10 protein-coding genes are annotated in these 14,300 nt (G+C 58.8%); 3 read left to right on the top strand and 7 right to left on the bottom strand.

Features of this window, described 5'->3' with window-relative positions:
* Nucleotides 1-21: 21 nt before the first annotated feature.
* Nucleotides 22-3,486, bottom strand: coding sequence for a transcription-repair coupling factor (gene mfd, locus QEZ52_RS12420; RefSeq protein ID WP_406644665.1), 3,465 nt, complete (start codon nt 3,484-3,486; stop codon nt 22-24).
* Nucleotides 3,487-3,515: 29 nt separating this feature from the next.
* Nucleotides 3,516-4,040 (bottom strand): component of SufBCD complex, encoded by a 525-nt coding sequence (locus QEZ52_RS12425; RefSeq protein WP_406644666.1) that lies wholly within the window; start codon nt 4,038-4,040, stop codon nt 3,516-3,518.
* A gap of 207 nt (nt 4,041-4,247) precedes the next feature.
* On the opposite strand from QEZ52_RS12425, the gene hemB reads away from it, so the two are divergent.
* The gene (gene hemB, locus QEZ52_RS12430; protein WP_406644667.1) at nt 4,248-5,246 is read left to right on the top strand and encodes a porphobilinogen synthase; all 999 of its coding nucleotides are present in this window, start codon (nt 4,248-4,250) and stop codon (nt 5,244-5,246) included.
* 229 nt (nt 5,247-5,475) lie between these two features.
* A complete protein-coding gene (locus tag QEZ52_RS12435) occupies nt 5,476-6,051 on the top strand; it encodes a YSC84-related protein (protein ID WP_406644668.1) in 576 nt (191 codons plus the stop codon).
* Nucleotides 6,052-6,129: 78 nt separating this feature from the next.
* Here the strand turns inward: QEZ52_RS12435 and QEZ52_RS12440 are convergent, their stop codons facing one another.
* Nucleotides 6,130-7,002 (bottom strand): NAD(P)-dependent oxidoreductase, encoded by an 873-nt coding sequence (locus QEZ52_RS12440; protein ID WP_406644669.1) that lies wholly within the window; start codon nt 7,000-7,002, stop codon nt 6,130-6,132.
* 114 nt (nt 7,003-7,116) lie between these two features.
* Here QEZ52_RS12440 and QEZ52_RS12445 point away from each other — a divergent pair, with 114 nt between their 5' ends.
* Nucleotides 7,117-9,591 (top strand): penicillin acylase family protein, encoded by a 2,475-nt coding sequence (locus QEZ52_RS12445; RefSeq protein ID WP_406644670.1) that lies wholly within the window; start codon nt 7,117-7,119, stop codon nt 9,589-9,591.
* Nucleotides 9,592-9,715: 124 nt separating this feature from the next.
* On the opposite strand, the gene hflX is transcribed toward QEZ52_RS12445, so the two are convergent.
* The 4 genes from hflX to trkA form a co-directional block, all read right to left on the bottom strand.
* Nucleotides 9,716-10,987: a GTPase HflX gene (hflX, locus tag QEZ52_RS12450; protein WP_406644671.1), complete on the bottom strand. Its 1,272-nt coding sequence runs from the start codon at nt 10,985-10,987 to the stop codon at nt 9,716-9,718.
* Nucleotides 10,987-11,226, bottom strand: a complete 240-nt coding sequence (gene hfq, locus QEZ52_RS12455; RefSeq protein WP_406644672.1) for an RNA chaperone Hfq — start codon at nt 11,224-11,226, stop codon at nt 10,987-10,989. Before hfq ends, hflX begins: the two co-directional genes overlap by 1 nt.
* Before the next feature lie 137 nt (nt 11,227-11,363).
* On the bottom strand, nt 11,364-12,860 hold the full coding sequence (locus QEZ52_RS12460; RefSeq protein ID WP_406644673.1) for a TrkH family potassium uptake protein: 1,497 nt from the start codon (nt 12,858-12,860) through the stop codon (nt 11,364-11,366).
* 43 nt (nt 12,861-12,903) lie between these two features.
* Entirely contained in the window at nt 12,904-14,280 is a 1,377-nt protein-coding gene (gene trkA / locus QEZ52_RS12465) for a Trk system potassium transporter TrkA (RefSeq protein WP_406644674.1), read from the bottom strand.
* Between the last annotated feature and the right edge of the window lie 20 nt (nt 14,281-14,300).

The raw sequence follows: 14,300 nt of genomic DNA on the forward strand, positions 1-14,300 counted from the left end.
AGTTGGAATTAAAAGACGGAATCAGGCCTTGGCTTTTGCCTTGGCCTTTTTCTTTGCGGCGACCACTTTTTCAGCAAGATCACGGGCGATGGCGAATGCCCCTTTGATCTTGTCCGCGTCATTGCGCCAATCGCGCCGCACCACGATCTTGTTCTCTCGCACCTTGGCCAGACCGTTCTGGCCCTGGATGAACTCTACCAGCCCTTCGGGTGACACGAATTTGTCGTTGTGGAACTGGATTGTCGCGCCTTTGGGGCCGCCGTCCAATTTTGCAATCCCGGCACGTTTGCACATCGCCTTGATCCGCACCACCAACAGCAATGTGTTGACCTCACGCGGGAGCTTGCCGAACCGGTCAATCAACTCGGCGGCAAAGCCTTCCAATTCGACCTTGGTGGTGAGCGAGCTGAGACGGCGGTAAAGACCCAGACGCACATCCAGATCCGGCACAAAATCGTTGGGGATCAGCACCGGCACACCCAGATTGATCTGCGGTGCCCATTGATCGTCGGCCTCTGACAGGCCTTCCATCTCTCCGGCGCGGATCTTGGCAATCGCCTCTTCCAGCATGGATTGATACAGCTCGTACCCCACATCCCGCATCTGGCCAGACTGTTCTTCGCCCAGCAGATTGCCTGCCCCCCGAATGTCCAGATCCTGAGACGCCAGAGTAAACCCGGCCCCCAAAGTGTCGAGCGATCCGAGAACCCGCAGGCGTTTTTCTGCAGCAGGTGTCAAACGCATCCGCGGTTTGGTGGTCAAATAGGCATAAGCGCGGGTTTTAGATCGCCCCACCCGGCCCCGGATCTGATAAAGCTGCGCCAGGCCGAACATATCGGCGCGATGCACAATCATCGTGTTGGCGGTTGGAATGTCCAACCCGCTTTCGACAATCGTCGTGGCCAGCAGGATGTCGTATTTCCCGTCGTAGAACGCATTCATCCGGTCATCCAATTCTCCGGCGGCCATCTGGCCATGCGCCACCATATACGACAGCTCCGGCAGCTGATCCTTGAGAAACTGTTCGATGTCCGGCAGGTCGCTGATACGGGGCACCACATAAAAACTTTGCCCGCCGCGATAATGTTCCCGCAGCAATGCCTCGCGCAGAGTGATGGCGTCGAATTCGCTGACATAGGTGCGGATTGCCAACCGATCCACCGGCGGCGTGCCGATGATCGACAGGTCGCGAACACCGGTCAGGCTCAGCTGCAATGTGCGCGGGATCGGGGTCGCGGTCAGAGTCAACACGTGGATGTCGCTGCGCAATTGTTTCAGCCGTTCCTTGTGCGTGACGCCGAAATGCTGTTCTTCGTCGATGATCAACAGGCCAAGGTTCTGGAACCGGATACCTTTGGCCAGCAACGCGTGGGTGCCCACCACGATATCCACTGTGCCCCGTGCCATGCCATCGCGGGTGGCCTGTGCGTCCTTGGCAGACACAAACCGGCTGAGCTGGCGGACCTCCAGCGGGAACCCCCGGAACCGCTCCATGAAGGATGCCGCATGTTGGCGGGCCAGCAATGTCGTGGGCGCAATCACCGCAACCTGCAAACCCGACATCGCCGCAACAAAGGCGGCGCGCATGGCAACTTCGGTCTTGCCGAACCCCACGTCGCCACAGATCAGCCGGTCCATCGGCTGGCCAGAATGCAAATCCTCCATGACATCATTGATGGCGCGCAGCTGGTCATCGGTCTCTTGATAAGGGAAACGGGCGCTGAATTCCTCCCACGCATGCGGCGGCGGATCCATGATCGGTGCCTTGCGCAGGGCGCGTTCAGCGGCAATCCGGATCAGCTTGTCCGCCATCTCGCGGATACGTTCCTTGAGCTTGGCCTTTTTCGCCTGCCAGGCCCCACCGCCCAGTCGATCCAACAGCCCTTCGTCGTGGCCGTATTTGGACAACAGTTCGATGTTCTCGACCGGTAAATATAGCTTTGAGTGTTCGGCGTATTCCAACAGGATGCATTCATGCGCAGCCCCGGCCGCCGTGACCACTTCGAGCCCTTTGTAGCGCCCGATCCCGTGGTCCACATGCACCACCAGATCTCCGGGTGTCAGCGATTGGGTTTCGGTCAGGAAATTTTCGGCCTTGCGCCGTTTCCTAGGGGCACGGATCAGGCGGTCGCCCAGCACGTCCTGTTCCGAAATCACCGTCATATCGGGCGCTTCGAACCCATGTTCCAGCGCCCAGACCGCCAGATGCAGACCGGATTTTCCAACCCGCGTGCCATCACGGATTGCGATGACTTCGGCCAGACCCTCGTCTTCGATCAACCCGGTCAGACGTTCGCGCGCCCCATCGGAATAAGAGGCGACGACAACCGGACCTTTTTGCAGTTTTGCCTTGATATGATCGGCCAAAGCCCCGAACAGGCTGACATTTTCCAACTGGCGTTCGGGAGAGAAGTTGCGCCCGATCCGCCCGCCTGCATCCACCACGCCCGGACCCGAGGCCTGAGATAGCGGATGAAGCTGAACCACACGTTGGGACGCGGTGACCTGCTCCCACGCCGCATCATCCAGATACAGCAAGTCAGGCGGCACCGGCTTATAAACTGAATCCATCCGCCCCTTGGCCTGCATGGCGATCTTGCGGGTCTCATATTGATCCGCAATCGTGTCCCAGCGCGCCAACCGCGCAGGCGTGACCTGATCATCCAGTGTCACGGTCGCCTCTGGCAGGTAATCAAACAGGGTTTCCAGTTCGGCGTGAAAGAATGGCAACCAATGTTCGATGCCCTGATGTTTACGCCCGGCGCTTACTGCCTCGTACAATGGATCATCTGTACCGGCGGCTCCGAATTCAACGCGGTAATTCTGGCGAAACCGGGTGATGGCGCTGTCGTCCAGAATGATTTCGGACACCGGAGCCAATTCAATCTGTTCCAGCTTTTCGGTGGTGCGTTGATTGGCCGGATCGAACCGGCGTGCGCCGTCCAGTATGTCACCGAACAAATCCAACCTGACGGGGCCGCTTTCACCGGGGGGAAAGATGTCGATGATGCCACCACGCACCGCGTAATCCCCCGGCTCCATCACCGTTGGGCTTTGAGTAAAGCCCATGCGGACCAGAAATTTGCGCAGGCCGTCTTCGTCTACCCGATTGCCGACCGTCGCAGAAAACGCCGCCTCGCGTAGAACATTGCGCGCTGGCACCCGTTGGGTCACAGCATTCAACGTGGTGAGCAGCACGAATTGGGACGGCATTCCATGCACCAATCCGGCCAGCGTCGCCATGCGCGCCGCCGAAATGTCGGCATTGGGCGACACCCGGTCATAGGGCAGACAATCCCACCCCGGAAACAGGATCACCGGCATATCCGGCGCAAAAAACGCCAGCGCGGCACGCATCGCCTCGAGCCGTTTGTCATCGCGCGCCACATGCACGACGGGATTGCCGGATTTGGCAACTTCGCGCAAGATCAGACGCGCGTCATACCCTTCGGGGGCACCGCCCATGACTATTCGTGCGGGTTCCATCGCGCGCTTCCTTTTTTGGTCCGTCTCGCTCAGCCCAGAACACCGATCGACAGGTTCTGATACATGCCCCACAACGCGGTGACAAAGATCGCCAGTGTTCCGATCATCTGGGTATACAGCCGACACCGCGTCAACCGTTTGCACAATGCTTCGCCGCGCAAATGCTCTGTTTCAATCAATCGCGCGGTCGACAGATTCAACAGTCCGACCAGCGATAGCGGAAATCCCAGAAGGAACAACGCCTGAGCAATCTCCAATTCATAGGCAAAACCCAGAACCGCCAACGCTGACAAGATGAAACAGGTCAACCCCATGACCCATAATCCTGAAACGCGGCCGATATACAAAAGCCGGTTCACATTGATCCGGGTCAGATCCTCGAGGTCCACCATCGACTGCCCTTCGATGCGGCGTGCCCGCTGCACCAGATCAAAGGGCACACCCAGCACCCAATGGCTGGCCGAAGACCACACCACAGCCAGCGCAATCCAGAACCACAGGTTGGAAAAGGATCGCATGTCGATCAACTCAAACAGAGATGTATACCAGTCCAATACAAACGACCCTTCTGCGCGTTCCTCAAATCCCGGTTTTTATCAACGACCCCGGGCGGGTCTTTTATCTGTGGCCCCGCCCCGCTTCACAAGGGGGCATTCAACCGATTTATCGCCAGATTTCATCCCATCGCGGCGTTTGCACCTCTTGTGAGCGACGATTTTCCATGCCACCCAAGAGCAGAACGTTCAAGGAGTCTTGCCGCCATGAAACCCACCGTCGCGCCATTTCCCGCAGCCCGCCTGCGTCGGGCCCGCCAAACCGCCGCCATTCGTGGTATGGTTCGCGAAAATACTCTGACTCCGGACGACCTGATCTGGCCGGTTTTTGTACGTGACGGCGACGGTATCGTGGAACCCGTTGCCTCCATGCCCGGCGTCGTGCGCCGGTCGGTGGACAAGATCGCGCAGGCCGCCATAGAAGCCCAGGCATTGGGCATACCCGCGATCTGCCTGTTTCCCTATACGGATCCCAGCCTGAAAACCGAAGACTGTGCCGAAGCCTGGAAGCCCGACAACCTGACCAATCGCGCGATCCGGGCGATCAAACAGGCCGCGCCCGATATTGCGGTGATGACTGACGTGGCGCTGGACCCCTATAACATCAACGGCCACGACGGGTATGTGGTGGACGGCGAAATCATCAACGATGCCACGGTCGAAGCACTGGTCAAGATGACCCTGGCCCAGGCGGAGTCGGGGGCGGATATCATTGGGCCCAGCGACATGATGGACGGCCGCATCGGGGCCATGCGTCAGGGGTTGGAGGCCGCGGGTCACCACAACGTGATGATCCTCTCCTACGCGGCCAAATACGCCAGCGCCTTTTATGGCCCGTTTCGTGACGCCGTCGGTGCCTCGGGCGCGTTGCAGGGGGACAAGAAAACCTATCAGATGGACCCGGCTAACACCAACGAGGCCCTGCGCCTGATCGAACGCGATCTGAACGAAGGCACTGACATGGTGATGGTCAAACCGGGTATGCCCTATCTGGACATCTGTCGCCGCGTCAAAGAGACATTTGGCGTGCCGACCTTTGCCTATCAGGTGTCCGGTGAATACGCGATGATCCAGGCCGCAGCCCAAAACGGGTGGATCGACGGGGAAAAGGTCATGCTGGAAAGCCTGATGTGTTTCAAACGTGCGGGCTGTGACGGCGTTCTAAGCTATTTCGCCCCCGAGGTTGCCAAGATCCTGAACGGGTAACTGGCCCATCCCCGTATCTGCCAGACAACAGCAGCAGTAACACCACCGCCTGCCCCCTTGGTTTCCGGCGGTGGGTTGACCCTCTCGGCGACACTTCTGCTCCCTGAAATGGCGACAAGCTGCCGATCTGTGTCTGACGTTGCGTGACAGCCCCTGTCATTGCCCCTATAAAGAGGGCGAAGGCCGGAGCATACCGGTTCAAGAATGGCATGAAGACAGGCAAACAAACATGAGCAAATCCTTTCCTTCCACAGTGTCGCGGCGTGGCTTCACGCTGGCTGGCATCGCAGCGCTGACGGTCACCGCCGCTTGCGGAAATGGCGTTGGAGGCACCGGTGCCTCCAAGATTGACGCCCGCGTCGACGCGACGTTGAACCAGATGTATGATCTGTATCCCAACACCGTGACCCTGGCGGAGAAGTCCACCGGCATGCTGGTCATGCCATTGGTCACCGAGGCCGGGTTCGGCTTTGGCGGGGCATATGGGCGTGGCGCGTTGCGGATCAACGGTCACACCGTCGATTTCTATTCCACCGTCAAGGGCAGCGCAGGGTTCCAGATTGGCGCCCAGCAATATGCACATGTGCTGTTCTTCATGACCCAGGACGCCCTGGAAGAATTCCGCCGGGGATCCGGTTGGGCCGCTGGTGCGGATCTGGAATATGTGGTCAGCGATCAGGGCGATTCCGTCGCTGCCGACACAAATACCCTGCGCTCGCCGGTTCTTGCAGCCGTGTTTGGTCAGGCCGGTCTGCGCGTGGGCGCAACGCTGGAAGGCACCAAATACACCCGGATCATTCCCTGATCCCGGATTGATCGGACGTCAGACGGAAAACGCGCCCTTTACGGGCGCGTTTTCTGTTTTAGGTTTACAAATTCTGGTTCATCCCGTTTCGCGCATGCGTTTGAACAGCGACGAGGTATCCCAGCGTCCGCCGCCCAATTTCTGCACATCCTTATAGAATTGATCGACCAGGGCCGTCACCGGCAGGCTGGCACCGCTCTTGTCCGCGGCCTCCATGCAGATTTTCAGATCCTTGCGCATCCAGTCGACCGCAAATCCATGTGCAAAATGATCGTCCAGCATGGTTTCATGCCGGTTGACCATCTGCCAGCTGCCCGCAGCACCCTGGCTGATGACCTCAACCACGGCACGCCCGTCCAACCCTTCCTTTTCGGCGAAATGCAGCGCCTCGCTCAGGGCTTGAACCAGACCTGCGATGGCGATCTGATTGCACATCTTGGTTTTTTGACCATCGCCGCTGTTACCGATCCGGCGACAGATCTTGGAATAGATCTCCATCAGCGGCTCCACCCGATCATAGGCTGCCTGTTCGCCGCCGCACATGATCGACAGAACTCCGTTCTCGGCCCCTGCCTGTCCGCCCGAAATCGGCGCGTCAACAAAGGACACCCCATGCCCCTGCGCGATTTCATGCAGCTCGATGGTAACATCCGCCGACACGGTGGTGTGATCGACAAAGACACTGCCGCTGCTCATACCGGCAAAGGCCCCATCGTCGCCCAGACAAACGCTGCGCAAATCATCATCATTGCCGACACAGGCCATCACGAATTCCGCACCCTCCGTCGCTTGGCGTGGTGTCGCCGCCCAGGTTCCCCCATGTTGCGACGTCCAGGCTTCGGCTTTGGCCGAGGTGCGATTGTAGACCGTAACCTCATGTCCGGCGGCCAACAAATGCCCTGCCATCGGATACCCCATGACGCCCAATCCCAAAAACGCGATCTTTGCCATACACTTTTCCCTTGTCTGATCATTTCCTAAGTTGGTGCCACCCTATCAACCTTGCCCACGAGCGCAATCGGGGGCAAGAAGGGCAAGGCGCTGTAAACCGGGAGATTGAAACACATGGGCAAAGTTTTTCGGTGGCTCCTGCGCCTGACAGCCGGTCTGATCTTCCTCGTCATTCTGGGCGTTGGGCTGGTGTATTACCTGGCCGCGCAATCGTTGCCCGACTATGATCAAACCCTGTCTGTCACCGGGTTGAACGCACCAGTTGAGATTATCCGCGACAATGCCAATGTCCCGCATATTTTTCCGGATCAGGACGGGGACGACAACGACGCCTATTTTGCCTTGGGATATGCCCATGCTCAGGACCGCCTGTGGCAAATGACCATGCTGCGCCGCACGGCCCAGGGACGCCTGTCGGAGGTTTTCGGTTCGCGTACTCTGCGTATTGACCGATTGCTGCGCCGGTTGGATCTGTATCGGTTGTCGCTCAGCTCGGTTTCGGCGCAGACACCAGAAACGCTGAGCGCGCTGAACGCGTATGCCGCCGGCGTCAACGCCCGGCTCGCCGAAATCAACGACAAGGCGCTGGGACGCGGTGCGCCCGAAATGTTCCTGTTCAATGCGCCAGTCGCCCCCTGGCAACCGGCTGATTCCATTGCGATCATAAAGATCATGGCCCTGCAGTTGTCCGGCCACCTCGAAGCCGAGGTACTGCGCGCACGCACCTCTCTGATGCTGGATGATCCGGCACGGCTGGCAGATATTCTGCCCGACGCCCCCGGAACCGGGATCGCTGCGCTGCCTGAATATGCCACCCTGTTTCCTGATCTGCCCCGGTTTGCCGCGACGGCCCCGATGCCTGATCTGGCCCTGTCCCCCTTCCCCAAACGCGGGTTGGCCGGAGCCTCCAACGCCTGGAGCGCTGCCCCGTCGCGCTCGGCCTCGGGGGGCACGCTTTTGGCCAACGACCCGCATCTGGGGTTTTCAGCACCAGCGATCTGGTATCTGGCCCGGCTCGAATTGGCCAGCGGCGGCGTCATTGGCGCCACCATCCCCGGTGTCCCCGCGGTCATGACGGGGCGCAGCGGTCGGCTGGGATGGGGGTTGACCTCCTCCTATCTCGACGATCAGGACGTGTTCATCGAAAAGCTGAACCCGCAAACCCCCGAAGAGTATCTGACGCCCGACGGCTATAAACCCTTTGAAAGCCGCCCGTCCATCATTCGGATCAAGGGGGAACAACCCATTACATTGACCCTGCGCTGGACCGAAAACGGCCCCGTGTTGCCCGGCACCCATTACAGCCTGGAAACCGTGACCCCGCCCGGCCATGTGGCTGCTTTGGGCTGGACTGCACTCAGCGATCAGGACACCACCATCGGTGCCGCCTTGCAGCTGATGAGCGCTGCAAATGTGCACGAAGCCATCCGCATTGCCGAGGGGTTCATTGCACCTTCGCAAAATCTGTCACTTGTTGATCAGACCACCATTGCGATGAAGACCATCGGCGTTATCCCAAATCGCAATGCTGCCCACCAAAGCAAGGGCCGCCTGCCCAGCCAGGGATGGCGCGTTGAGAACCGATGGCGAGGTCGGGCATCCTTTGCCTCCAACCCACAATTCGTCAGCCCCCGGGGTGGAATTCTGGGCAATACCAACAACAAGATCCTCGAACGACCGTTTCCCAACCATGTTTCTTATGAATGGGGCGATACCCAGCGCATACATCGTTGGGAAAAACTGATGCAGAACCGTCAGGTTCACACGCGTGAAAGCTTTATCGAAGCGCAATTGGATACGGTCAGCTATACCGCCCGAACCCTGCTGCCACTGATCGGGGCCGACCTGTGGTTCACGGGTGAACCCGCTGCCGAAGGCACCCCTGAACGCACACGCCAGGACGCTTTGGACCTATTGGCGGAATGGAATGGAGAGATGAACGAACATCTGCCCGAACCTCTGATCTATTCGGCCTGGATTCGGGCGCTGCAGAAACGCCTGATTGTCGACAACCTGGGGCCATTGGCCCAGGAGTTCACTCAGGTCGAACCCCTGTTCATCGAACGTGTGTTCCGCAATGTAGACGGGGCTGGCCAATGGTGCGACGTGCGCCAAAGCGCACCAATCGAAACCTGCACGGACATGTCCCGGCTGGCGTTGGACGATGCGCTGATCTGGATACAGGACCGCTATGGAAATCAGCTGGAATCCCTGCGCTGGGGGGATGCCCATCAGGCCACCCACGATCACCCGGTTTTGGGGACGGTCCCGGTGTTGCGGTATTTCGTGAATATCCGCCAATCGACCAGCGGCGGAGACAATACCCTGCAACGCGGGCGCGGCTCTGGCACAGATCCGGCCCCATTCCAGAATGTGCATGGCGCTGGATATCGTGGTGTTTATGATTTTGCCGACCCGGACAGTTCGGTTTTTGTCACATCAACCGGGCAATCCGGCCACTTTCTGTCACGTTACTATGATGATCTGGCACAGCTGTGGCGTCGCGGCGAATACATCCCGATGTCCCTGGATACCGAATTGGCGCGCGCCGCAGCCGTGGGCGTGACCGTTCTCACGCCACCCCCCTAAAGCAGGCACAGTTGGGTTTGCCCCGACCGCGCCCGCGAGGGGTGCAAAAGTTTTAAAAAAACTTTTGGCAAGAATTTTTCCTAAAATTCTTGCCCTTTGGATCGGTAAGTCAGACACCCCACAATCAGAGGCTTTGGAATTGAGCCTTTTGCTTTTCCGTCCACAAAACCGTAATCCTGAAACCGGTTTCGGTTTGTTCCTCAGCCTGAACAATATCCTGTTGAAACAACCAGGCGCGTTGCTTGCCATCAACAAAATTCAGCTCCAGTTCGGCTTCGTGCCGACTGCCTTGCAGGACCTCGGAGATTTCAGCCAGAAGATCCTCCAGCCCCTCACCCGTCAATGCCGAAATGGCGTGCAACCCGTCTTCGCGTTCAGCGCGAGATCGACGCGCATCGGCCTGATCTTCCGGCAATTGGTCCAGCTTGTTCCACACTTCGATCTGAGGGCGGCTGTCATCGACGCCCAACGACGACAGAATTGTCTCGACATCTTTGGCCTGCGCGTCGGATTCTTCATGCGAAATATCGCGCACATGAAGAATCAGATCTGCTGCCAAAACCTCCTCGAGCGTGGCGCGAAAGGCCGCGACCAATTCGGTTGGCAGGTCCGAAATGAACCCCACCGTGTCGGACATGATGACTTCAAATCCTTCGGGCAGCTGCACCCGGCGCATGGTCGGGTCCAAGGTGGCAAACAACATGTCCTTGGCCATCACATCGGCCCCGGTCAATCGATTGAACAGCGTCGATTTTCCGGCGTTGGTATAGCCGACCAATGCCACAATCGGATAGGGCACTTTGGCCCGGGCGGCACGGTGAAGGGTCCGGGTCTTGATCACCTTGGCCAATTGACGGCGCAGGTTGATCAACTGGTCATCAATGGCTCGGCGGTCCGCTTCGATCTGGGTTTCACCAGGACCACCGACAAAGCCCAAACCGCCTCGTTGGCGTTCCAGGTGGGTCCAGGCACGCACAAGGCGGGTCCGCTGATAAGACAGCGCTGCCATCTCCACCTGCAACACACCTTCGCGGGTGCGGGCACGATCCGAAAAAATCTCAAGGATCAAACCGGTTCGGTCCAGGATCTTGACCTTCCAGGCTTTTTCCAGATTGCGCTGTTGCACAGGGGTCACCGGCCCATCAATCAGGACCAGTTCGACCTCATTGTCGTGGAACAGCTCTTTGAGCTCTTCGATCTTGCCGGATCCAAACAGCCAACCCGGATGGGCGCGCGGCAAGCGCACGACCTTGGATCCGACCACATCGAGATCTGGCAACGCAGCGGCCAGTGCCACGCCCTCATGGATCGCGGCTTCGGCATCTCGGCGATGCTGTTCATTGCGGATATCCGGATACAGCACCCAGGCCCGGGTGCGCACCCTATCATGCTCCATCAAGAGGCGTCTTCACCATCATAAAGGTTGATCGGCTGCGCAGGCATGATGGTCGAAATCGCGTGTTTGTACACCAACTGCGACTGTCCGTCACGGCGCAGCAATACGCAGAAATTGTCGAACCAGGTGATCACACCCTGCAGTTTGACACCATTGATCAGGAAAATCGTGACCGGGACCTTGGTTTTTCTAACGTGATTCAGGAAGGCATCCTGAAGATTCTGTCTGTCCGAAGCCATATTTTGTTATCTCGCCTTTGTTCTTGCAACGCGCTGCGGAACTCCGCGCCCCTCTGAACGATGAGTATGAAGCGTGATTTCAAGAGTTTCCAGCCGAAAAATAACATTTCCAACATGGATCATAAACAAACTGCGCATCACCCGCGCCACAGGTTCGGTGTGATCAACGCGATCAATGCCAGGGTTTCCAACCGTCCCAACACCATGGCAAAACACAAAACCACCTTGGACGCGACCGGAAGCGACGACAGATGAATCGGGGTTTCCGCCGCCGTTGTCACCAAAGGACCCGTGGTCGACAGTGCTGCGATCGACAGGACCAGCGCCTCTTCGAATCCTGACCCCAACGCAGCAAGGACGATGCTGATCACGGCCAATGACACGGCAAACAGCATAAAGAACACCCAGGCCACAAACGCGCCGTCGCGCTGGATTCGGCGGCTCCCCGCCCCATCACCGCTGACAGAAGACGGGTGCACCAGTCGTTCCATTTCGCGCAGTCCGTTCAAATACAGCGCATAGACGCGCAGCAATTTGACGCCTCCAGCCGTGGTCGCGACGCCGCCGCCAATCACAGATAGGCCCAACAGGATCATGCCCGGTGTTCCCAGACCGGACCATTGCTGAGCCTGGTTCCAATCAGCGCTTTCGAACCCGGTGGTCGACAGGAACGACATGATCGTAAACATGGCACCCCAAAAGGCGCGAAACGCCTGGGCGCTGTCTTCGTTGGCGTTGACATCATAGGCGGCCAACCAATGTCGCAGAAACAGCGCAATCGGCAGCCCCAACACCAGAATCAAACCAATCCTGAACTCGGGATCCTTGTCCAAACGCCCACCGCCCACAGTCACCGTGTCATTGGAAAAGGTCAGTCGCGACAGGGCAAAGAACATGAACAGGAACACGACGGCCTCGCCGCCAAAGCCGGAGGCCGAGTTCTGCAAACCACCGATCGGGGAAATCCCGGAGGTGGCCATCACCGACATTGCGTGACACAGCCCCACTAACGACGTGTCCCCGCCCACCACCAGCAGGACCCAGATCGCGACCGTCAACCCGGCATAAATGGGCCCCAACGTGCGCGTCACCCGGAACAGCAACCGGCGCGGGCTTGCCCGTTCCATCTGAACGGGAGCGGCGGTGGCCCGGCCCGGTTCACCGCGCGCCGTTACTTCGAATCCCCCCAGCGACAAAGGGGCCAGAATGGCCGAGGCCGCCACCCACATCAGAAATCCACCCAGCCAGCCAACCATCGCCCGCCACAGATGCAGCGGTGCCTGCAATCGGCCGGGGTCTTCGAACACATTCGCCCCTGTGGTGGTCACCGCGCTGACCATATCGAAATAGGCATTCAGAAAGCTGGTATTCTTCAACGCGTCATGCAGCGGAATCGCCAGAAACAACGGCAGCACGGAAAAGGTGGCAAGCAAAGTCAGCAACTGGCCCAGCAGACCATATTTTGGCGTCCGGTTCCCCATCGCCAAAGCAATCAGCGTGACACAGATCAGACCGATGATTCCCGAGTAGAAAAAGCTTTGACCGACCCGGTGTTGATCCAGAACCAGCGCATAGCTGGCCGGGATCCACATGGACAGCGCCGAAATTCCCCAGATAACCAGAAACAGAGGCATCCGCGCCAGGACACTGATATTTGCCTTGCCGCCCCTCATGACATCAGAAAAAGTCGATCGAGACCTGCATCAGGCGTTCAACCTCAGGCACGTCCTTGGCCATGGCAAAAATTGCCACGACATCCCCATCTTCGATCCGCAGCGACCCGGTTGGGCGCACGACCTCGTTGCCCTTGCGTACAGCCCCAACCAGAACCCCCTCGGGAAAATCAATGTCCCGCAACGCCTGTCCCGCCATGGGCGACGTCGACATGACTTCGGCCTCGATCACCTCGGCCTCGGCGTCACCCACAGAATAAACCTGACGCACCCGACCATGGCGGATGTGCCGCAGGATCGAGCTGACAGTGGTGGCGCGCGGGTTGATGTAGGCATCGATCCCCAGCGGAGTCATCAGCGGCACCAGCGTGGGATCGTTGATCAGGGCAATGGCAAAAGGGCACCCTTCTGCCTTGGCCCGTACAGCGGCCAGCAAGTTCGTCTTGTCATCATCCGTCACGGCCAACATTGCATCGGCGCGTTCGATCCCGGCCTCGCGCAGCAGGGCGCTGTCCAGACCGTCCCCGTTCAACACGATTGTCCGCTCCAATGCCTCGGCGGCACGTTCGGCGCATTTGCGGTCACGTTCGATGACCTTGGCCCGAACCCGCCAAGTGCTTTTCTCCAGCGCGATTGCCACTTCGAGCCCGACATTGCCGCCCCCAACCAGCACCACCCGGTCCTGTCGTTTTTGCGTTTTGCCAAAAATTTCGAGCGTACGGGCCACATCATCCACATGGGTAAAAACATAACAGTCATCGCCCACAAACAGCTGGTCACCCGGTTCAGGGGCAAACAGTGTGCCTTCCCGGCGCACCCCGACCACAATTGACCGCAGAGTGGAAAACAGATCCGTCAATTGGCGCAGTGGCGTATTCACCACCGGGCAATCTTCCTGGATCGTGATCCCCAACAATTGCGCCTGACCTTCCATGAAGGTTTCGGTGTCAAAGGCCGCCGGAGCCGACAGACGGCGCATGGCAGCGGCTGCAACTTCGCGTTCGGGGCTGATCACCACGTCGATCGGCAGATGATCGCGGCGGTACAGGTCAGAATAGATCGCTGTCAGATAGGATTGCGACCGCAGCCGCGCGATCTTGCGCTGGATTGAAAAGACGGAATGTGCCACCTGACAGGTGACCATATTGACCTCATCCGAATGGGTGGCGGCGATGATCATATCCGCGTCCCGCGCGCCGGCCTGATCCAGGACATCCGGGTATGAGGCAAAACCCGCGATCCCCTGCACATCCAGCGTTTCGGTGGCCCGCCGGACCAAATCAGGATTGCTGTCCACCACGGTCACATCGTTCAATTCACCAGACAGATGACGCGCAATCTGCCAGCCAACCTGACCCGCACCGCAAATGATGACCTTCATGTTTTCATGCCCTCTGGCCT

The organism is Aliisedimentitalea scapharcae (assembly GCF_045277565.1).
Classification (GTDB): domain Bacteria; phylum Pseudomonadota; class Alphaproteobacteria; order Rhodobacterales; family Rhodobacteraceae; genus Aliisedimentitalea; species Aliisedimentitalea scapharcae.